17 protein-coding genes and 1 tRNA gene are annotated in these 21,387 nt (G+C 63.0%); 11 read left to right on the top strand and 7 right to left on the bottom strand.

Going from position 1 to position 21,387, the window contains the following annotated elements; genetic code table 11:
• Positions 1-4: 4 nt before the first annotated feature.
• From pcaQ to AB1A62_RS06395, 6 genes are all read left to right on the top strand, one after another.
• On the top strand, positions 5-931 hold the full coding sequence (pcaQ, locus tag AB1A62_RS06420) for a pca operon transcription factor PcaQ (protein WP_366660697.1): 927 nt from the start codon (positions 5-7) through the stop codon (positions 929-931).
• Positions 932-1,296: 365 nt separating this feature from the next.
• Complete coding sequence (locus AB1A62_RS06415) at positions 1,297-2,955, top strand: transcriptional regulator (protein ID WP_366660696.1); 1,659 nt, start codon at positions 1,297-1,299, stop codon at positions 2,953-2,955.
• 297 nt (positions 2,956-3,252) lie between these two features.
• Positions 3,253-5,910 (top strand): methyl-accepting chemotaxis protein, encoded by a 2,658-nt coding sequence (locus AB1A62_RS06410; RefSeq protein WP_366660695.1) that lies wholly within the window; start codon positions 3,253-3,255, stop codon positions 5,908-5,910.
• A gap of 526 nt (positions 5,911-6,436) precedes the next feature.
• A tRNA-Ser gene (locus AB1A62_RS06405) sits at positions 6,437-6,524 on the top strand.
• A gap of 117 nt (positions 6,525-6,641) precedes the next feature.
• Positions 6,642-8,048, top strand: coding sequence for a tyrosine-type recombinase/integrase (locus AB1A62_RS06400; protein ID WP_366660694.1), 1,407 nt, complete (start codon positions 6,642-6,644; stop codon positions 8,046-8,048).
• 406 nt (positions 8,049-8,454) lie between these two features.
• Complete coding sequence (locus tag AB1A62_RS06395) at positions 8,455-9,222, top strand: ParB N-terminal domain-containing protein (protein ID WP_366660693.1); 768 nt, start codon at positions 8,455-8,457, stop codon at positions 9,220-9,222.
• Positions 9,223-9,303: 81 nt separating this feature from the next.
• Here AB1A62_RS06395 and AB1A62_RS06390 read toward each other — a convergent pair whose 3' ends face one another.
• A complete protein-coding gene (locus AB1A62_RS06390; protein ID WP_366660692.1) occupies positions 9,304-9,456 on the bottom strand; it encodes a hypothetical protein in 153 nt (50 codons plus the stop codon).
• A gap of 272 nt (positions 9,457-9,728) precedes the next feature.
• On the opposite strand from AB1A62_RS06390, the gene AB1A62_RS06385 reads away from it, so the two are divergent.
• Both AB1A62_RS06385 and AB1A62_RS06380 read left to right on the top strand, forming a co-directional pair.
• Positions 9,729-10,394, top strand: coding sequence for a recombinase family protein (locus tag AB1A62_RS06385; RefSeq protein WP_366660691.1), 666 nt, complete (start codon positions 9,729-9,731; stop codon positions 10,392-10,394).
• A 338-nt stretch (positions 10,395-10,732) separates the two neighbouring features.
• Positions 10,733-11,197: a hypothetical protein gene (locus AB1A62_RS06380; protein ID WP_366660690.1), complete on the top strand. Its 465-nt coding sequence runs from the start codon at positions 10,733-10,735 to the stop codon at positions 11,195-11,197.
• A gap of 590 nt (positions 11,198-11,787) precedes the next feature.
• On the opposite strand, the gene AB1A62_RS06375 is transcribed toward AB1A62_RS06380, so the two are convergent.
• A complete protein-coding gene (locus AB1A62_RS06375) occupies positions 11,788-12,786 on the bottom strand; it encodes a LacI family DNA-binding transcriptional regulator (protein ID WP_366660689.1) in 999 nt (332 codons plus the stop codon).
• 174 nt (positions 12,787-12,960) lie between these two features.
• Here AB1A62_RS06375 and AB1A62_RS06370 point away from each other — a divergent pair, with 174 nt between their 5' ends.
• From AB1A62_RS06370 to AB1A62_RS06360, 3 genes are read left to right on the top strand one after another with little or no spacing between them, the layout of a single operon-like run.
• Entirely contained in the window at positions 12,961-14,325 is a 1,365-nt protein-coding gene (locus tag AB1A62_RS06370; RefSeq protein ID WP_366660688.1) for a uracil-xanthine permease family protein, read from the top strand.
• Positions 14,322-15,737 (top strand): amidohydrolase family protein, encoded by a 1,416-nt coding sequence (locus AB1A62_RS06365; RefSeq protein WP_366660687.1) that lies wholly within the window; start codon positions 14,322-14,324, stop codon positions 15,735-15,737. Before AB1A62_RS06370 ends, AB1A62_RS06365 begins: the two co-directional genes overlap by 4 nt.
• On the top strand, positions 15,734-16,441 hold the full coding sequence (locus AB1A62_RS06360; protein WP_366660686.1) for a sulfite exporter TauE/SafE family protein: 708 nt from the start codon (positions 15,734-15,736) through the stop codon (positions 16,439-16,441). Before AB1A62_RS06365 ends, AB1A62_RS06360 begins: the two co-directional genes overlap by 4 nt.
• A 743-nt stretch (positions 16,442-17,184) precedes the next feature.
• Here the strand turns inward: AB1A62_RS06360 and AB1A62_RS06355 are convergent.
• From AB1A62_RS06355 to dctP, 5 genes are all read right to left on the bottom strand, one after another.
• Positions 17,185-17,526: a RidA family protein gene (locus AB1A62_RS06355; RefSeq protein WP_366660685.1), complete on the bottom strand. Its 342-nt coding sequence runs from the start codon at positions 17,524-17,526 to the stop codon at positions 17,185-17,187.
• A 9-nt stretch (positions 17,527-17,535) separates the two neighbouring features.
• Entirely contained in the window at positions 17,536-18,930 is a 1,395-nt protein-coding gene (locus AB1A62_RS06350; protein WP_366660684.1) for an FAD/NAD(P)-binding oxidoreductase, read from the bottom strand.
• The gene (locus tag AB1A62_RS06345; RefSeq protein ID WP_366660683.1) at positions 18,917-19,228 is read right to left on the bottom strand and encodes a (2Fe-2S)-binding protein; all 312 of its coding nucleotides are present in this window, start codon (positions 19,226-19,228) and stop codon (positions 18,917-18,919) included. The genes AB1A62_RS06350 and AB1A62_RS06345 overlap by 14 nt, the downstream gene beginning before the upstream one ends.
• Positions 19,203-20,303, bottom strand: coding sequence for an FAD-dependent oxidoreductase (locus tag AB1A62_RS06340; protein WP_366660682.1), 1,101 nt, complete (start codon positions 20,301-20,303; stop codon positions 19,203-19,205). Before AB1A62_RS06340 ends, AB1A62_RS06345 begins: the two co-directional genes overlap by 26 nt.
• 69 nt (positions 20,304-20,372) lie before the next feature.
• Positions 20,373-21,365 carry a TRAP transporter substrate-binding protein DctP gene (gene dctP / locus AB1A62_RS06335; protein WP_366660681.1) on the bottom strand — a complete coding sequence of 331 codons (993 nt, stop codon included), beginning with the start codon at positions 21,363-21,365 and terminating at the stop codon, positions 20,373-20,375.
• Between the last annotated feature and the right edge of the window lie 22 nt (positions 21,366-21,387).

Here is a 21,387-nt window from a genome sequence, read left to right as displayed (position 1 = left end):
CGATATGCGACTTTCGTCATCTTTGAAGCTGCGCCATCTGGAGGTCTTCGTCGAAGTGGCCCGCAAGATGAGTGTCACCCAGGCCGCAGAAGCGCTGGGCATGACCCAGCCTGCGGTCACCCGGGCGCTGCGCGAGCTGGAGGCGGTCTGCGGCAAGCCGCTGGTGGAAAAGCAGGGCCGCGGCATCCGGCTCAGCAGCTATGGGGAGCTGTTCCGCGACCATGCCGGACGCAGCCTGGCGCTGGCCCGCGACGGGGTGGCGCTGCTGCGCGGCCTGGACGAGGCCGACGGGCCTATGGTTGCCATCGGCGCCTTGCCCACCGCGGCGGCGGATCTGGTGCCGGACACGCTGGCAGAGTTGCGTAGAAACGGCACGCCAGGCCGGTTCATGGTGATGTCCGGTGACAACCAGTACCTGATCGACCAGCTGCGCCGGGGCAAGCTGGATGTGGTGGTGGGGCGGATGCCTGCGCCGGAAACCATGGCCGGGATCGGGTTCGACCCGCTCTACCGGGAGCGGGTGGTTGCCGTCGCCGCTCGGGATCACCCGCTGGCCGGCGTCGTCCGGATGCCGCCCGCGGCCTTTGAGGACCACCCGGTTCTGATGCCGTCCGAGGGCTCTGTCATCCGGCCGCTGGTGGAGCGGATGTTCCTGGAACAGGGGCTGGCACTGCCCCGGTTTCCGGTCGAAACCGTGTCTTCCAGTTTCGGGCGCCGCTTTGTGCTGGCGCATAGGGCCATCTGGTTCATCAGCCAGGGCGTGGTGCGGCCGGACCTCGATGCGGGCTCGATGGCTGTGCTTCCACTGGACACCGGCAGCACCCTTGGTCCCGTCGGTCTGTGTGTTCGGCTGGAGCACCAGCAATCGGCTGCCGCGGCGCGGTTCTGCGCCGCGTTGCGCGTTGCTTGCATGGAGCAAGGGCTGGCATAGCCAGGCGCCCGTTCCGGACCATCAGGCCCGGCCGCCATTTTCGGGTCGCCTGAAAGTTTCGGGTTTTGTTACCAGGCGACAGGCAGGTTTGACGTGAGCTTATTGCTCTTTTTACGTGTAATTTATTGCATTATTGCAGTTTGAGAAATGGTTTTGCGGCGGCGGAGAGCGTTGGTAAATCTCGTTCTCAACCATCCAGTATATTGTTATTAATGCTTAAATTCCTTGATTGATGCCCGCTCTGCGCTGCATCCTCGCGGCTGTACCTGCAAATTGAATCAATCTGTAATTGCATAACAACCTATAGGTGTGCATAATAACGATGGTTTAATAACGAATATAACAAGCGTAAAGTGGGGTTGCAGATGACAGTTTTTCTTAAGATCCGCCGGTTTGGTGCCTTTGGCGTGTTTCAAGCGGATGGAAAGGGCGTGCAGCTTGGGGCCAAGCACCAGGCGCTGATGGCGCTGCTGTCCACAGCCGAGGGCGGCATCCGGACACGGGCCTTTCTGGAAAAAACACTGTGGTGCCTGGCGCAGCCGGAGCAGGCCAAGGCCAGCCTGCGCACCGCCCTGTCGACACTGCGGCGGCACTTGGGGCCGGACGCCGCCAGCCTTCTCTATGCCAACCGGGAGCGGGTTATCCTTGACCTGACCCGGGTCGACCTGGACAGCGGCACCGGCTCCGCGGTTTTCATGGAAGGGTTTGAGCTGCCGCATGAAGCCGTGTTCAACGCCTGGCTGGAGGAGGCGCGGGCTGACCTCTCGCGCAGGCCTGCAGCCCCGGCCCCCCGGGCAGGCACGCCGCCGGGCCGGGTGATCCTGGACGGGCTGCTGCCCTCCATTGCGGTGCTGCCCTTCGCGCACCGCTCCCCTGGGGAGGCAACGGCGCCGCTGGGTTCGCTGATATCAGAGGAACTGTCCCGCTATCTGTCGCGCAGCTGGGCGTTCTCCGTCACCTCCTACATGGCTTCCCGCCAGTTCAAAGCCGAAACCGTCCGTCCGGCTGAGGTCTCCTCGGTAGCCGGTGCAGACTATCTGGTGTCTGGGACCGTCACCTGCGGCGGCGGCCGTTTCCATGCCGAGATAGACCTGCATGATGCGTTGCGGGAAAAGGTGATCTGGTCGCGCAGCTTCGAAGGCTCCCTGGACAATCTGATGGAGGGCCGCAGCTCTGTCTTGCGCAACGCCACTCTGCAAATCGGCCAGACCGCCGCAGGGGAGGCCGTGCGGCTGGCGGATTTCAAACCTCTGCGGGATTTGGAAAGCCACACCCTTCTGATGGCGTCAATATCCCTGATGCAGGAAATGGACGTGCAGAAATTCCAGCAGGCCTACAGCATCCTGACGCATCTGCTGGAGCGTGAGCCGGGCCACGCGCTGCCGCTGACCTGGATGGGGTTCTGGCATGTGATGCGGGTCGAGCGGGGCCTGTCCCGCAACCGCGAGGATGACTGCCGCCTCGCCTGCCAGATGGCTGAGGCCGCGATCGAGGCCGCGCCAGGATTTTCCCTGGCCCACACTCTGAAGGGGCTGATTTCCAGCCATCTGACTTTCCGTTTCGACCAGGCTCTGGACGCCTATGATCTAGCGCTGCGCGACAATCCGAACGAGGCGCTGGCGCTGCTGCTGAAAGGCGCTACGCTGGCCTACCAGGACATGGCTGATGAGGCGGTGCAGATGACCGATGCCGCCCGGCGGCTGACCCCGCTTGGGCCGCAGTGCTATTACTTCGACGCGCTGTCGGCGCTGGCGAACCTGTCGGCGCGCAACTATGGCCGCGCCATTGAGCTGGCCAACCGTTCGCTGCAGGCCAAGGGCGCGTTTCCGGTCCCGCTGCGTTCCAAAGCGATTGCGCTGCAGATGTCGGGCCAGGACGCAGAGGCGCGCAGTACCGTCCGGAAGCTGCTGGAGGCGGCGCCGGAATTCTGCCTTTCGCAGTTCCAGCGCGACAACCCGGCCGCGATGAGCCCGGCAGGCCAGGAATGGGCCAGCGCCCTGCGGCAGGCCGGTGTGCCTGAGTAATCCCTGACGGACCTGCCCGCAGTTCGGTAGCGCTGGGCGACCGCCGGATAGGAGCCGCAGGCCGGGCCTGCGGCTCCGATTTCTTGCGCAAGCGGTTCGCTAAAATCCGCAGCAAATTCTGCGGCGCTCTCATCCTTTTTTTACGTGTTGCGGCCCTTCTGTAAGTGAGAAGCGGCCTTTCTTGCGCATGAACGGAGGCGGCACCACTTGAATTGCCTGGGCTGTCTGCGCCGGCAGCCGGGTCGGTATTGCGCCCGGTCCGGGCGCGGAAATAGGGCAGAAGACTTGGGTGAAAGAATGAGTTCGAAGAAAGACCTTCCAGCGAAACGCAGGTTCCGGCTGTTCTCCAGTATCGGTGCCAAGATCACCCTGATCCTGATGGCGATGGGTGCGACGGCGGCAGTTGGCGGCACTCTTGTCACCTTGGTATTCGCCCAGGCCGGTCGCCAGATGGAGGTTCTGACCGGCGAAAAGGTCCCGCAGCTCGAGCTCAGCAGCCATATGGTCAACGCCGCAAGCCAGGCCAAGAACGCGATGATCGGCGTTCTGCAGGCCAGTTCGGTTGAGGAACTGGCCGCGGCGGAGCAAACCGCCGAAGCAGCGGTTGCGAGGCTCGAAGGAAGCGTGTCGGAACTTCCGGCCGCGGAACAGGCCCAGTTCGCGCCTGAGGCTGAGGCAGCCTCCGACCGGCTCAGCAATCTGATAGCCGCGCGCCAGGCCGCGTTCCGTAACCAAGCCTGGATCGACACCCAGACAGCCGACCTGCAGACCCTCAGCCAGGCGGTGCAGGAACAGCTCGTGCAGGTGGCAGCTGAGGCGCGCGACAGCCTGATGGGCGGTGGAGAGGAGACAATCATCCAGGTTGATGAGGTTCTGAACAATCTGGTGGACCAGCAGTTCGGCAGCCTGCAGACCCTGCTGGAGGCGCGTGCCGACATCAGCATCCTGTCCGGCGCCGCGCTAGCCTTGGGTCATGTGCGCGATGTGCCGACCAAGCGGGCGCTCAAGAAGATGGCCAAGGACGCCCTGAAACGGCTGGAGCCAGTGATGGGCCGGCTTGAGGAACTGGGTCTAGACGCGTTCCGCGCCAAGAAAGTGACCGAAGGGGTTGAGCTGTTCCGTTATACCCTGACGGCCAGCCGCAAAGAGCTGAAGGACAGCCGTAAAGAAGTGCTGAGCGCCCGCAATGCCAGCGTCCGCCCGCTGACCCAGGCAATGGAGCGGATGGTGTTCACCCTGTCGGTGGCTGCGACCCAGGCAAGCGCGGACAACCGCACTGCGATTCAAGGGCTTCTCGATAATCAGGTTGGCGTGCTGCTTCGGCTGCTGGAGATCAACGGTTGGATCAGCGCATTCCAGGTTGCCGCGCTGGACGTGGCTGCAGCCCATAGCATTGAGGCCGCCAAGGCCGCTGCAGCGCCGCTGCAGGAAGCGGCGGCTGCACTTCAGGGCTACACCGGGTTCGGCGGCGGTGTTTTTGCGCAGGAGCTGGAGGGCATGATTGCGCTGGCCGACCCCACCCAGGGTCTGCCGGTATTCAAGGTTGCATCGCTGGAGGCGGCGGCCGAAGCGGCGTTCGCATCCGAGGCCACGGTGGAAGCGGTTCTGCAATTTGCCCGCCGCGCAACAGCGCTTGGCAACGAAAGCCAGCTGGAAATCGCCTCGATTGCAAACGGGCTGGCGGTTGATGTGACAGCGGCCCAGCGGCAGCTGCAGATTTTGGCTGCAGTCTCTGCCGGGGTATTCGTGGCGGCTCTGATCCTGACCCGGATCCTGATCCTGCGCCCGCTGGCGGATATCAGCGGCACAACGGAGCGGCTGGCGGCAGGCAACCTGCGCCCGGTCGAAGGCTACGACCGCTCCAGCGACGAAATCCGCCGGATAGCAATGGCTCTGGCGGTGTTCCGCGACGGGCTGGTGGAAAAGGCGGAGGTCGAGGCGGCCTCGGCAGAGGAGCGCAATGCCCGGCTGGCCGAACAGACTGCCGCTGTGACCGCCATCGGCGACGGGTTGGAGCGGCTGTCCCAGGGCGACCTGACCATCCGCATCCACGAGGAGATGGGCGAGGGTTATGCCAAACTGCGCGACGATTTCAACGCGGCGCTGGAAAAGCTCGAAGCCTCGGTCCGCAGCCTCAGCGCCAATGGCCAGTCCATTGCCGGAGTAAGCGCCGAAATTTCCACCGCCTCCCACGATCTGTCGGAACGCTCTGAGCGCACTGCGCAAACCCTGGCCGGCACCGCCGCTGCGGTGAACCAGCTCTCGGTGTCGATCGCTGGCACCGCCCAAGCCTCGAGCGAAGCCTCGGCTTCTGTCGAAGCTGCCCGCCGCAACGCAACCGGCAGCATCGAGGTGGTGAAGCGGACCTATGGCGCCATGGAGGCGATCAAGGAAAGCTCCGAGAAGATCTCCCGCATCATCGGCATGATCGAGGCGATCGCCCAGCAGACCAACCTGCTGGCACTGAACGCCGGCGTAGAGGCCGCGCGCGCAGGCACCGTCGGCAAGGGTTTCGCGGTTGTTGCTTCCGAGGTCCGTACTCTGGCGCACCGTTCCAAGGAAGCGGCGACGGAAATTGCCGCCTTGGTCGATGAAGCCGGTCAAAATGTCGAGCTGGGCGCCGACCTGGTCGAGCAGACCCGCGCGGCGATCGGTGAAATCTCCGAGTCCGTTGCCAGCGCGGCCGACCTGATGAAATCCATTTCCCAAGCGTCGTCGGAACAATCCGGCAGCCTGCAGGAAATTAACTCGGCGATGGCCAATCTGGACGACGCCACAACCCGCAACGCAGGTTTGTTCGAGGAGGTCACTTCCTCCAGCCAGGGGCTGTCCAAGGAGGCGCGGGCCATGGCTGGCGCGCTTGCCGCCTTCCGCACCAATGCAGCAGCTGCGCCGGAACCGGATTGGGATGGCACGGAGCTGCCTGCAGAAGACGCCTGGCGGCTGAAGGCCTGACGACACCAATCGCCCCGTCTGCCCTGCTGGGCGGTCGGCAGCAGGCGTGCAAGTGACCTGCGCTTGCTGGGAAAGCGGTAGGGATCCGCACTCTGCAGTCAGCTCCTGGCAACCTCTGATCGCGGGTCCCGCAAATCGGTGTTCAGCACCATTGCTTGCCCTTTCAAGGACACGCGCCTTTCATCTGCCGACTGTGACGTTTGATGGTTGATGCACATAGTCAGACCTTATTTCTCAGGAGGAGGTTGGTTCGTGTAACGAAACGCGGAATCCTGTCACGATGTGGACTGGCGCTCAGGGCATGTTCAGGAGATTGAGCACCGAGGTTAGCGCCTCGCGGTGATCTGAAGGCAGGCGGGCGATCAGGAAATACATGCTTAGGGCGACGATCAAATCTCGCCCGCAGCCATCAAAATTCCTGACCTTTCGGCTCTATTTCAAGTGGTTGGGGCCGCCGGTGCGTTTTGTCAGAAAAAGCGAAATTTCACCTTGCATTCCGTGTGCTTGCGCTGATAGACGGGTCAACGGAGACGTGGCCGAGTGGTCGAAGGCGCTCCCCTGCTAAGGGAGTAAACCGCAAGGTTTCGTGGGTTCGAATCCCATCGTCTCCGCCATCACACCTAAGTGTTTGATTTTTCAGGTGGAAAATGACTGTGGTCCGTTTGCCCCTGAGGTACATGATGGACCACATGAGCAACCCAATCACTTCACCCCTAGTGGGGAAGCCTGACATGCGGCATCTGATGAAGCCGCGTGGCAGAGGCTACACCTTCAGGATGATCACGCCCGACGTCTTGGTCGGGACGAAGAACCCGTGGACGGGCAAGCCGTTCGGCAAGGAAATCAAGCTTGGGCTAGGCACGAGGGTCCATGCTGAGGCACTGCGGCAGCGCGATACCTGCTTGGGGCAGGTGCGTCAGCTCGAGGACGAGATGAGGCGAGCCAAAGGCCATCGCGGCGCTGGGCGTATCTTGGACCTGTCGCACGACAGCGCGTTGGAGTGGCAAGACCTGAGAGCGACTACCGATGACCTTGATGGAGTGGATCACGTCCTAACCAACGAACTGGATCGAGCTGCGCGAGCAGGTCACAAGGAGGAAGTTGAACGGTTCGCTGCGGTAGTCTTCCGGGGGGCGGTCGCTATCAGCAAAGCAGTGGAGTTGTATCTGGAGGAGCGAAGCGAAGGGAACCCCTACGGTTTTGACCCGCTTGCTCGAACCACTGCCTTAAACGTCCAGTCCACCATCAAGCACCTGATTGCCTTCTTGGGCGGTGACCAGCCTACGCTGCAAGATGTGACACCGAAGAAGGCGTTTGACTTCAAAATGCACTACCTGCCAGTGATCGTGGGTCTTCAGCCTGCGACAGTGAACAAGCACATGACCCTGCTCAAAGGGCTGTGGGCGTGGGCAATCACCGACAAGCGATACCTGCAGTCCCGGAGTGGCAAGCCTATTCGTAACCCGTGGGAGGCCGAGGCCGCTGGTACTCCGAAGAAGAAGGCCGCAAAGAGGGACGAGGGGCGCGAGGCGTTTACGGCAAACGAGGTCGGAAAACTTCTGGAGGGCTTCTCCGTGTGGGGGAGCCGTCAGGGTGACATCATGCGCCTAGCTCTGGCGACGGGCTGTAGGGCTGACGAGATCGGTGCCTTGCAACTTCGGCATGTTCGCCTCGATGGTTCGGGTTTCGACATCCCTAAAGGGAAGACCCAAAATGCCCGGCGGTTCATCCCGGTGGTCGAAGAATGCCAGAAGCTGCTGGCCCAGCGTGTGACTACCGTGACTGAGAGCCAGAAAGAAACTCCTGAAGGGGAACGGCGGCTGTTCCCCGACTGGCCGCTGAAGCCGTCCACTGGGAAAGCAAACTCGGTCTCGCAGTGGTTCACCCGCTATCGGCGTGAGGTGCTGGGCAAGGAAAGCGATGGGAGGCTGGCTCTCCATTCGTTCCGGCACACATGGCGCACCACTGCCCGCCGTGCAGGCGTCGCTGAGGATCGCATTCGGGAGCTTGGCGGTTGGCAGGGCAAGCAGGACGCGGCTGACATCTATGACCACGGATTGGAGGAGCGACATCTCCGCGAGGGTCAGGCGGCAATCTGGGAAGAGTTCAAGGGACAAGGGTACTTGGACAGGTTCTAGGAGGAGGGGGAAAGGCACCTCGCCTGTATGCAGGCGGTGTCCTCTGGACGAAGCTGATGCCTCCAGTGCCATTGGGTTCCACCATCTATTTGGTGCCACCATTGAAGAACCTGCCCCCATGCGCTCACGGCGACGGCTGTGGCACCACGCGCAGGCAGGTCTTCTGCTGGTCCTGCGGCTTCTGCCTTGGGTTCTCGATGATGGGGCGATGACGCTTCAAGGAGCCTGAGGCAGGGCCGACGCCGGGACCAGCACAATGGAACCAGCAGAAACAAGAGAACACAGACATGATGAACAGTACGCAAGGGCGTCATAGCCCCTGGGATAGCCACAGCGCGGGCGTAGCAGGGGGTGCAAGCCTTGGGGGGTGTATTTGCACCCTGCCGCTTCTCAGCGGAGGAGCCGAATGACCCGCAGAAACAAAGGTGATGAGAAGCCCCGCCACACGCGTGTCCCGCTCAACAAGCTCGAAGCTGACCCAGACCTGTTCCAGCACCGCACCGTGAAGTTGGATAACGCACACGCCGAAGCGCTTGTGCATGTCCTGAGCCGAGGTGAAACCCTCGACCCTCTCACAGCCTGGGTAGACGACAGGGGGCAGCTCATTGTCGTGGACGGCCACCACCGTCTCGAAGCCTACAGGAGGGCCAACTGGACGAAGGGTGTGCCTGTGGTGATCCACAGCGGCCCCGAGGAGAACGCCCAGTTCCTGGCCATGTCCGACAACGGGAAGCAAAGGCTCCAGATGACCCAGGAGGAGAAATCAAACTGGGCCTGGAGGATGGTGCGGGACTACCCCGAGCTGACTGCGAAGCGGATAGCCGAAGGACCTGTCAGCTTGCGTCAGGTGAGAAACATGAGATCGACGATGAGAAGACTGGAACAGGCAGGTGAAGCACTGCCGGACACCTGGGGCATGGCCATGGTTATGGATAAGGGTAACGCCGGTGAATGGGACGAGGCCCAGCGAGAAGAACGACGCGTGGCTATGCGGGCCAAGCTCCTTGAGCAGATACGCGCTCACTTGTCTCTCGCAGCCCAAAGAGACCCGGATATGGCTCTTGAGGTCGTGGAGGAGGTCATGGGGCGCAGCAGGTTCGAGATTGCGGCAGACGCCCTCGGATACCGGAAGATGACGCAGGCCGAAATCGAGGGCGACGACCTGCCGTTCTGACGCAAGAAGTTTCACACTGCAAATATCTGAGCGCCTCACCAATATCACATGGAAGCGTAATCTCCCCCATAGGGGCGTTCTTCACTTTGCGCCCCACAACCGTCCGATACCATCCCACAGGGGGACGAAGATCACGATGACGATCACGACCAGGGCCACAATGCCATGCTTGCCAGTGGCCTCACCTTGCAGGGGTCCCGTCTTGATCTTGATGGTGTCTTGTTCTGGTGGCATGAACTGCTCCTTCTTGTATGTTCCACGTTGGATATTGAGGACATGGGTTTCTTCACGGTTTAGGGAAAAACTTCGAACCACAGTGGTTTATTTCTTCGCCTACCCGCACTCTGACACACCCCATACCCCCCGGAACAAGCGGCTGCCCTCTGCGCCAGCACTTAAATCTGGTGCGTCTATCCGCTCCATCCGTAACACACACAACCAACCTTGACGATTGCAACACGATGGTGATAGGCGTCCCTAAGTCGGATTGAGGGAGGGACGACCACATGAAGCGCTATGTCATCTACCGCCGCGTCAGCACTGAGGAGCAGGGGAAGTCCGGCCTTGGCCTGGAAGCGCAGCACCGGGACATTGCACTGTTCCTGGAGAACTTCTCCGAAGAGCCATACGAGGTGATCGGGGAGTTCGAGGACCATCTGAGCGGCAAGCACGATGAAAGGCCACAGCTTGCAGCGGCGCTGGAGCTGGTCAGGAAGACCGGGGCCGAGCTGCTGGTTGCCAAGCTGGACCGCCTCAGCCGCAAGGTGTCCTTCATCGCCACCCTGATGGATGACCCCAAGGTGAAGCTGCGGGTGGCCTCGATGCCCTCCGCCGATAAGTTCCAGCTCCACATCTACGCCGCTCTGGCTGAGCAGGAGCGAGAGTTCATTTCCGCACGGACCAAGGCAGCACTGGCCGAGGCTAAGGCCAAGGGCGTGAAGCTGGGCGGTCTCCGCGACAAGACCATGAAGCGCAACGAGGTGGTGAAGGCGAATGCCAGGGCCAGGGCAGAGAAGGTGGCCCAGACTGTTCAGCCCCTCAGAGCGCAGGGGGCATCGCTGCGCCAGATCGCTGAAGCCCTCAACGCTTCGGGTGTCCCTACAGCCCGTGGTGGCAGGTGGCAGGCGTCACAGGTCAAGAGGGTCTTGGAGAGGCTCCAAGCAGTGGGCTAAGCAACCGCCTGCTGCGGGAACACGTGGCCGCTGTCTCCCTGTGTTTACCGAGTACGAGACAAACTTCCATGGGAGCGTCAGTAGGTGAAGTAGGCGAGGCGGAGGCTGTGGAATACTATGGGGTCAGGCCGATCGAGAATGTGTGGAAGCTCGGCATTGCTAGGTCGTCAATCTCTCGCACCTGCAGAAAGGTTGATATCGCGTTCTTCCTCTCATCTGTTCCTTTCGCGGCTGCCTCAGTTCATTTGATAGAGGGGAAGAGTTCCTTACGCTTTCCAATAAACTCAACCCAGCTGCGGTGATTGCCACCGAGTTAGAAGCTGTGGCCGGTCCAAAGTGTGATCTATGGATTTGACATCCACTTCTTTTGTCTGTTTCTGTGCCGACACAACTCTAAGGGTAATCTTATGTGGAAATGGATTGGCAGAGCCTTGATTGCGGCTGTGGTCGCGCTTATTGGCTATGTTGCATACGACTATTACCGAGCAGATTTACACACGCGACCTGAGATGCCGCCGGGTGCCTTCTCGATCTCATACAAGAACGGCATGAGGGCTATTTTAGTCGACGTGCCGAATGAAAGAGAAACCCGCCGCTATTTTGGTTACCCGGCAGAAGTTCCTTTCTACATCGAAGACGTTTGGGCTTTTTGCACCCCACCGGAAGCAGATGAACAAAATGATGCGGTGAAGTTCATCAAAGCGAGCAACAAACCTGGTGAGCGGTTCGAAGTTGTTTGCCGAATAAAGGTGGACGACGACACAGTCATTCGTGGTTTCATCACATCGGTTCCTCGGCTTTGACCACAGATCACGGCAGCCGCCACTTACCCCTACAGATGTGGTACATGTCGGCTTTGACCCGCGAATGTACCACCATTGGGAGATAAGTCGTTGAAATTATTGAGATCATTGAAAGTGGGATCGTCTCCCATCGTCTCCGCCATTATTCATTGAAATTTTTGTAAAAATTGGCGTGCTGCGAAGCTTGCCCGCCAACTGATTTGCGCTTGGGTGCGATCCTGTTTCCATGCTGATGCAGGTTCAGTCGGCATCAGGGTAGAGCCAGGGCACGAGTTGAAGTCTCGGAATTTGGTCATCCTGGACCGGCCGTACAGAACGAATGCAGCGTAAGCCGTCAGAGTGTCCAATCTGCTGAGTGCTGCATCCAATCCGAACAGTCACAATACTTTCAGATGGCCCCCGGCTTTCAAGCGAGACAATCCGGGGCTGTTACGAGAAGATCCTAATGTTTAGTGCGAAGGGCCCATGGCAACGAATGACTTTTCCGACCGCAGGGACGCAGGTTCTTTCGCTGAGGGGCAGGCTGTAAAGGCGCTTTGAAAAGCAGACTGCCATCAGCCATGTGTTAAGCTGCCATGGAAGTGCCCTGCTCAGCCCGCTGTGGACTCACGCAGCACCAATTGTGGTTGCGGCGCACTGACAGGCTCGGCAATTCCACCGTCAATTGCAGACATCAGTAACCCGACGGCTTGGTCGGCAATGGCCTCCAGATGCAATTCCACGGCGGTCAGGGGGGGCTGGGAGAGCTTGGCTCGCAGCCCGTCGTAGCGGGTTGCGAGCCTGATGTTTTGCGGGATTTTCAGACCTTTGGCTGCCGCTGCGGTGACTGCGCCGGAGGCGAAGGCGTCTACAGGCACATACAGTGCGTCAAGGTCTCCGCGGCGGGACAGAAAGCCGGCGACGGCTTCTGAGGCAAGATCCTCGCCTCCGGTTTCGTCCAGCTGCAGGCAGGCAGGCTCGATGCCCGTCTCAACGCAAAACATCCGGTAGGTAGCCTCCGTTTCAAGGTAGGAGTTGCGCCGCTGCGCGCCTGTGACCAGACCGATGCGGGACGCACCAGAGGCGCGCAAGTGCTCCAGCACCATCCGGGCGGTCGCGCCGGAGTTCAGATCGACGTGCGGAATGTCCTCACGTCCGGGCACGCATCCTACAGATACAACTGGCACCCCAAGGCCTGTGAAATACTGCACCAGCGGATCATCCTGGAAGGGTTCGACCAGGATAACGCCATCCGGTGTGATAGCATCCAGCTGTGTCCCGGACTGAAACGGCGGGATCAGGCAAAGTGCCATGTTCCGGGTCAATGATGCCACTGCCGCGGTGGCCGCGATCTCCATCAGAAAGCCGAGCCGCGATGGACCTGCCGCGACCGAAAAGGGCATCGACGACGCAAGCGCGATCATCCCGGTCCGCCCGGTGCGCAGATGTTGCGCTGCGCGGTTCGGCCTGTAGCCGATCTCCTGAGCGATTTTCTCGATGCGTTCCCGGGTTTCAGGGTCCACATGGCGGCGCCCGCTAAAGGCATGGGAAACTGTGGTTTTCGAAACGCCCGCCGCCTGCGCTAGATCGCTAATTGTCGGTTTCTTCATCGCTGCCTCATCCTTGTGCCCGGCCAGGCCGGCGCAAACTGTTTAGCAAATCGGTTTGCACGAATCAATTTCCGTGCTAAGCCAAACAATCATGCAAATCGGTTTGCATGTCATTTTCTTACGGTTTGTTCCGGTTTTGCCCGTGGGATGGCGGGCCCTTAAGGGAGGAAAACAATGTCAACAGACACGCAAACGCATACCCGCGACCCCGCGGATGAAATGCTGCCGCCGCGCAGTCTTGCCGTTTACGGGCTGCAACATGTGCTGGTGATGGCAGCGTCGCCGATCACCGCGGTGTTCCTGGTGTCGCGCGCCCTCAACTTCGACGAGGCCCTGACGGTTGCGCTGATCAGCGCCACTTTCCTGGTCTGCGGCTTCGGCACGCTGCTGCAAAGCTTCGGCCCGCGCGGCTTTGGCGCCCGACTGCCCTTCATCATGGTGCCTGGCGGGGCGCCGATCTTCATCTTCATGGCAATCGCCGTGCAGACGGACGTGCAGACCGCGGTGGGGGCGGTGATCATGACGGCGCTGTTCTACTTCGCCGCGCTGCCAGTCTTCAGACGGTTGATCGTGTTCTTCCCGCCGATCGTGGTGGGCACCATGCTGCTGCTGGTGTCGGTCAAGCTGGTGAAGATCTTCGGCGGCACCATCACCGGCAAGCCGGGCACGGAAGGCTTTGCCGATCCGATCAAGATCGCACTTGCAGGCGCGACCATACTGCTGACCATTCTCTGCGCCCGCTTTCTCTCAGGTACGCTGCAACGGCTGGCTGTCATGCTGGGTCTCGTCGGCGGTACGCTGATCGCGCTCACCGTCGGTGAGGCGCAGATCACCGGCCTGTTCACTGGTCCGGTCATCGCGGTGCCGCAGCTTCTGCCTTACGGTATGCCCAAGTTCGACATCTTCGCCTCGCTGCCGCTGATCATCTTCTCGATTATCTCCATGGCCGAAGCCACCGGCCAGACGCTGGCCACCGCCGAGATCGCTGGCCGCAGCGGCAATGCGCAGAACATCGTTCCGGCCACCATCCGTGGGGACGCCATCACCTCGCTGATCGGCGGCCTGTTCGGCACCTCGCTGATCATCACCTCCGGCGAAAACATCGGTATCGTGCGCGCCACCAACGTGAAATCGCGTTATGTGACCGCTGCTGCCGGCGTGATCCTGATCCTGATTGCCATCTTTGCACCGGTCAGCCGTCTGGCCTCTGCCTTGCCCGGCCCGGTCGTGGGCGGCACCGCAGTCATCGTTTTTGCCATTATCGGGGTGATCGGCATCGATATGCTGCGCCGCGTCGACCTGCGCGACCACGGCAACATGTACACGCTCGCCGCCGCGCTCACCATGGGGTTGCTGCCGACCCTGATCCCGGATCTCTACAGCCAGTTTCCGAAGTGGTCGCAGATGATCCTTGGCAACGGTCTGGCCATGGGCACGATCACGGCCGCGGTGGTGAATGCGCTTTTTGTGCACGTGGGGCGCACAGACCGCCCCGGTGAACCCGAAGCCATCACCGTCGAAGCGGAGGCAAGCAAATGACCGCCCTCAAGAACCGCCTCGCCGCCGGCGGCGACCTCCTCCTTCTGCCCGGAAAGCTCCTCCATCAGGGGGAGTGCCGGACCGGCCTGGGCGTTCTCGTCCGCGAGGGCCGCTTCCAGGACATCGACAACGCCGAGGCGCTTTGCGCCCGGCACCCCGAGCTGGACCCGCTGCGCCTGCCGGATCACCTGATGATGCCGGGATTTATCGACACCCACACCCATCTGACCCAGTCGCTGGGCAAGTCGCTGGTTTTTGGCGAGCCTTCGGAGATCTTCCGCCGCATATGGGTGCCGCTGGAAGCCAGCCTGAATGAACGCTTGGTCTATCTTTCGGCCAAGCTGGCAGCGCTGGAGTGTCTCCGCGGCGGGTTCACCACAGCGGTGGATGCCGGCACCCGATCGGACGGCTGCATCGGCGCCCTGGCGTCCGCAGCCCGGGAGACGGGCCTGCGCAGCGTGGTCGGCTACATCTGCAATGACTTGGGCGGCACCGCCAATGTGGAGGATCAGACCACCATCCTGGCCCGTGCGGAGCAGCATCTGGCAGCCTGGGAAAGCGATCCGCTGATCCATCCCTCGCTGGCGGTCTCTATTCCCGAAGCCGCCACCGACGGCATGCTGGCCAGCGTTTCAAGCCTGTCCGCCGAAGCGAGCGTGGTGTTCCAATCCCACGTGAACGAGCATCTGGTGGCCGTGGAGCGCTCGCTTGTGGCGCGCGGCCAGCGTCCGCTGGAGCATCTCGCGTCCATCGGCGCATTGGGGCCGCATGTGCTGATCGCCCATTCCACCCTTGTCACCCCGCAGGAGCTGAACCTGTTGCGCGACAGCGGCACGGCGGTGGCCTACAACCCCGTCGCCAGCGTCTGGAAGGGCAACGCGATAGCGCCCGCCCTGCAGATGGAGGCGCTTGGCATCCGCTTTGGCCTGGGCACCGACGGCACCCGCGCCGACGGGTTCCGCCTGATGGATGCGGGCGAAAGCCTGCAGCGGGCGGGATTTGGCCTCGCCACCGGCGACAGCTCCTGCGGCGGCGGCTGGCTCTGGCTCGACGCCGCCACCGCCCGCGCCGCAGATGCGGCGGGGCTGGGCGCGGTCACGGGCGATATCGCACCGGGGCTGGCGGCGGACTTCCTCCTCGTCGATCTCGACCGGCCGGAGTTCACCCCCTCGCACGACCTGATCTGGGAACTGGTCCGCTATGGCAGCCGGGACCAGATCGATGCGGTCTTCACGCAAGGCGCGCTGCGGCTCTGGCAAGGCTGGCCGCTGGACTGGAACGCCAAGGCGCTGATGGCCGAGGTACGCGCGCTGTCTGACGCTGCCATCGACGGCGCAGGCATCCAGCGCGTCCATCCGGTCTCTTCCAGCCACAGGGCGCGTGCGCTGCAGGAACAGGCAGAACCAAAGTGACTTTCGAGGTTATGCTGATCCTGTCGGCCGTGGTATTTGCCGCGGCCTTCATCCAGGGCGCGCTGGGTATCGGCTTTGCGCTGATCGTGGCACCGGTCCTGGGACTGGTGGAGCCCTCGCTGCTGCCGGTCACGCTGCTGATCCTGATGCTGCCGCTCAACAGCCACGTGGCTTGGCGCGAGCGTGAAGAGGTCGACTGGAACGGCGCCGGCTGGATCACGCTGGGCCGGTTCGCCGGGACTTTTGCGGGGCTCTGGCTGCTGGTGGTGCTGAGCGGACGGCAGCTTGACCTGGCGGTCGGCTGGTTCACCATTATCGCCGCTGGGGCCGCGCTTCTTGCGCCGCGCTTTGACCCCACCCGCCCGGCGGCTTTGGGCGTTGGTCTCTTCACCGGGGTTACCGAAACCTCCACTGGGATCGGTGGCCCGCCGCTGGCGTTGCTCTACCAGCACGCTGCGGCCCCGGTGCTGCGCTCGACCGTGGCGATTTGCTTCCTCGCTGGTGAAGTGATTTCCCTGATCATCCTCGCCCTTGCCGGACGGATGGAAACCGTGCAGCTGCTGGCCGCAGTGTACCTGTTCCCTGCCGTCATGCTGGGCAGCGCGCTTTCTCGGATGACACACAGCCGGATCGGCGGTCCTGGCCTGAGAGTTGCGGTGCTGCTGTTCGCCATCGTTAGCGGCCTGTATCTGATTGCAGGCTGACGTGCCATGCACCCATGAGAACGGGTAGATGTGGGGCAGCGTCTGGGCTGCTCCAAATACCATCTGCCATCCAGCCTGAGCGCGGGAGCAAGACTGAGGAGCCGGCGGGGGGCCGGTTCGAACGCCCCCTTTGCCGCCTTGCAAAACGGGTGTGGCAAGAACTGCAAGTGCGGAAAGCTGCCGTTTGTCCCCGCGCAGCCAATTGGCGCTGTGACCCGAACAGGATGAGTTCGTTTCCGGCGCGGCGAAAGACGGCTGTTCCCTGCGCAGCCACTCGTGCCCGATGCAGCGGACCGGCGGATCGAACCCTTTGCTGCCATCGCTGCCTAGCTTGGACACCGCATTCGATTCGGCCGCTCGAGGGCCAAAACGGACGTAATCAGAACTGCTGATTGCCCGCACCTGTACCAATACGTTGGATGGGAAGCGGAAGTTAGCTGCGGGCGCGAAACACTCTTTCCGCAAGAATTGAAGCTGATACTCAAATTAATCTTGAGATGACTCTTTCGTGCCATCCCCTGGAGGTAACAAAGCGATGGCAGCACGATCGGATGCCAGGGTGTTCTGCCTGATGCGGGCGCTTTCCCTGCTGCGTCAGGGCAATGCGCCTGAACGGCTGTTCGGCCTGCTGCGGCGACGGGCAGCAGGGGACAGCAGGCCGCCGATGCGAGGGCCGGGGGGATCTCCAGCCCGCGCTTCCGAGCGCATTCGCAAACTGAGTCAGCAGGGGCCGCAGGGATCGCTTAGCCGCAGGCAGCCGTCACGATGATTTCCACCTTCAGGTCCGGCCGGGCGAGTCTGGCTTCGCCGCAGGCCCGGGCCGGGGCGTGGCCTTGCGGCACCCAGGCGTCCCAGACCGCGTTCATCTCGGCGAAGTCCTCCATGTCGGCGAGCCAGACAACCGCCTGCAGGATCTGCTGCGGTGAGGACCCGGCCTTTTCCAGCAACGCCTCGACCCGGGACAGGCAGTCGCGGGTCTGCGCGGTCACATCTGCCCCGTCACCAACCTGGCCGCAGAGATAGGCCACGCCGTTGTGTTTCACGATCTTGCTCATGCGGGTGCCGGTGTCGATCCGTTCGATCATTATGTTCTCCTATTCAGCAGCATTGGCAGATGGGGCGTCCATCGCGGCCAGTTCACCCAGTGTCACGGGCTTAATCGGCGGTCGGATCCGGTAATAGCCGGTTTCGTCCGGGGTCTGCCCATTGGCTGCGGCCAGAAGCGCAGTCACCGTCAGCCCGCAATAGCGGCCCTGGCAGGGACCCATGCCGGCCCGCCCGAAAGCTTTGGCCTGGTTCGGGCCGAGGCAGCCGAGCTTGGCATAGCTGCGGATGTCACCCGCGGTGACTTCCTCGCAGCGGCAGACGATGGTGCTGTCCGCGGGCCGCAGAGCTGCGCCGTAGGGCGGGTAGGCCGCATCCAGAAACGGCCGCACGGCGGTTTCCCGGCTGCGCCGGCTGAACAGCGGGGCGGCCAGGCGGTCGCGCTCCGGCGCGGTGATCCGGCCCAGCTCCTCTGCCGCTTTCAGCGCAGCGATGCGGCCGGCATATTCAGCGGCTATGGCGCCGCTGATGCCAGCGCCGTCCCCGGCGATCAGGACGCCGTCCTTGGCGGTTTCGCCCCATCTGCCGGTTTCGGGCACAAAACACTGCTGCGCCTGAGACCAGACATGCGGCACACCGATCGAACGGGCGGCTTGGGTGTTCGGCACCACCCCGTGATGCAGCAGGACGGTGTCGCAGGCGATGCGGTGATCCCGCCCCTTGCTGCGGAAGGTCACCGCTTCGGCCCGGGTGCTGCCCGCCACTGCGAGCCCGGTTGCACCGGTATAACGGGGCACGCCGGCGTGCTTGATCTCCGCCAGCATCTTCATTCCCTTGGCCAGGTAGCGCCAGCCGCGCAGCGCTCCGGGCAGGTGGCGGCCAGCTGCCAGCGGGCTGGCCGCGGTCTGGGTTTCGATCAGTGCCAGCGGCGGCGTGCCGGCGCGCACCATCTGCGCCGCGATCAGATAGAGCAGCGGCCCGCTCCCGGCGAGCACCGCGCGGCGCGGCAGCACGCCGGACTGCTTCAGCAGGATCTGCGCGGCGCCTGCGGTCATTACTCCGGGCAGGGTCCAGCCGGGGATGGGCATCGGGCGCTCCAGCGCGCCGGTTGCCAGGATCACCCGCTCGGCCTCCACCTGCTCGCCGCGGCCATTGCGGGTGAAGGAGATGCGGAAACTGCCCTCAATGGCCCAGACAACGGCGCCGGACAGATGGCTGATCCCTGCCTGGTGAAGGCCTTCCGTCAGGGTCATACCATGCAGGTACTCCTGGCCAAGGATGGCACCGCGCGGACCGGTGGCGCGGTCCACGTCGCGGTAAATCTGCCCGCCGGGACGGGTCTGCTCGTCCAGAAGCGCCACGCTAAGGCCGGCCCGCGCGGCTTCGGCGGCCGCGGCCATGCCGGCAGGACCGGCGCCGATGATGGCCAGATCACACCGTTGCATTGCCAGCCTCCGTTTCATGCGGGCGGTCAATCCGCATACCGTCTTCCACTTCCAGCATGCAGGCCTGCTGCACGCGGCCGCCGGTCTCCACCAGGCATTCGAAACAGGCGCCCATCATGCAGAACGGCGCCCGCGGCGCGCCGGAAACCGGCGTGTGGCGGAACACCTGCACGCCGGCGGTCAGCAGCGCGGCGGCCAGGTTGGCGCCTGCGGGCAGGTCCAGCGGCTGGCCGTCGAACCAGACCCGTACGCGGGGGGCGCCGTCCTCCAGCTCAAGAAACGGGGAATCGGTCTTCACTGAACACCTCCAGATCAGGGGCGGCCGCGGTGCCTTCCAGCCAGTCCGGCAGGAACAGCGCGTGGGCCGCGGCCAGGGTGATGCCGCTGTGGCAGGTGACAAGGTAGGCGCCCGGCATTTCCGGGCTTTCCTGATAGATCGGCAGGCCGTCGGGCGACAGGATGCGCAGCGCGCCCCAGCTGCGCACCAGCTGCGCCTTGGCCAGAGCCGGATAGGCCGCGATGGCCTCGGCAGCCAAACCTGACAGGCCCGGCTGCGTCACACCGTCGTCCAGCCCGACCTCTTCGTTGGTGGCGCCGATCTGAATGCCGCCCTCATCCACCTGACGGGCAATCAGCGAGGGGCGGTTGATCAGTTTCGGCAGCTTCTCGGTAATCAGCACCTGGCCGCGCTGCGGCCGCACCGGCGCCTTGAAGCCCAGCTTGGGGCCAAGCTCCATCGCGCCGAGGCCCGCGGACAGCACAACCCTGTCAGCCGTGACCACAGTGCCGTCGCTGCAGTGGACGGTGAAAGCATCCGGTTTGGCAACCGCGGTGACTGTTTTGCCGTTCAGGACTTTGCCGCCCAGCCGCCGGACATCCTCTGCCAGCGAAACCAGCAGGCGCAGCGGGTTTGCGTGGCCGTCCTGGTGATGCAGGATCGCGCCGGTCACCTTGGGCCCGATATGCGGCTCCTCGCGGCTCAGCGCGTTGCGGCCCAGAACCTCGTAAGGGTAGTTGCCGCCCAGCTTGTCCTTCAGCGCGTCGTATTGCGCGACGGTGGCGTAAAGCGTCTCTTCGGAGAAATGCAGGTCATAGCCGCCGTTCTGTTGCAGCCCGACGGAGCGGCCGGTGCCGTCTTCCAGCTCAGCGGCAAAACCTGCCCAGGCGGCCGCGGACTGCTGACTCCAGCTGGCATAGCGCGGCTGTTTCATGCCCTTGGACTGGACCCAGACCAGGCCGAAGTTGCCGCGGCTGGCCCGGAACGATCCGTCGTCGCCGTCCAGAACCGTGACGCGCTTGCCGCGCCTGAGCAGCCCCCAGGCCACGGAGAGGCCGACAACGCCGCCGCCGATCACTGCATAGTCTGCTTCCATCCTGCCGTTTCTCCGGGGTTTGCTGCGGTTGCGGGGCGGCACGCGGCCGCCCCTGTCTTGGATGCGGGATTACTTGCCGATCTGGTCAAGAATGCCCTGGCCCCAATCGGCGCCAACGTCTTCCAGAACCACCGGCCAGACGTCGCTGCGCACCTTTGCAGCCATCGCGCCCAGTTCCTCATCACTCAGTGCGATGACCTTGGCGCCCAGGTCGTCGGCCAGACGCTGTTCCCATTTGCCCTGGTCCTCTTCTGCGACGGTCCAGCGCTGCGCCTCGAAGTCAGCCGCGGCCGCTTTCAGCGCCTCCTGGTCCTCTGCATCCAGCTCGGCCAGCGAACCGTTGGAGATGATCATGTACCAGACTTCAAAGTGGGTGTTGGCGGGCACATAGGCCTTGGTCACATCGCGGAACGAGGCGTAGTAGCCTTCGGCGCCGGAGCCGATCACACCGTCAACCACGCCGGTCTGGATCGCGGTGAAGGCTTCAGAGAAGGGGATCGGCGAGGGGATGTAGCCCAGTGCCTCGCCAGTCAGCTGGAAGCTCTTGATGCCGGGCACACGGACCTTGATGCCGTTTGCCTGCGACGGGTCGCCCAGGTTGACCGGATCGGTGTTCAGCGAGACGCCGCCGAAATACACCGGATAGGCTGCCAGCATGGTGATGTCCTGCTCGGCGTAAAGCTCTGCCATCACGTTGCGCACCGGGCCGTCCGGACCATAAATCGCGCGCGCCTCGGCCCAGTTGTTGGCCAGATAGGGGAACGAGCTGATCTGCATCCGGCGGTCCGCGGCGGCCGCGGCGGGCTGGGTCGCCATGTCGATGGCGCCGACGCTGATGCGTTCCTGCACGGTGGTGTAATCGCCCAGGGCGGAAGCCGGGAAGATGTTGATCGACACATCGCCGCCAGTGGTCTCATCCACTTGGGCTGCGAAGGCGCGCAGCTCTTTGTCGATGGTGGTGTCCTGGGGGCGCACGTGGCTCATCTTCAGGTCTGCGGCCGATGCGAGGCCCGCCAGCGACATCAGGGCAGCAGCAGCGGTGCCGGTCAGAAAGTGTTTCATGGGTAGTCTCCTCCTTAAGGTG

It is taken from the genome of Leisingera sp. JC11 (assembly GCF_040704725.1).
GTDB lineage: Bacteria > Pseudomonadota > Alphaproteobacteria > Rhodobacterales > Rhodobacteraceae > Leisingera.
Note: the sequence above shows the minus strand (reverse complement) of the source record. Positions and strands in the feature narration are given on the sequence as shown.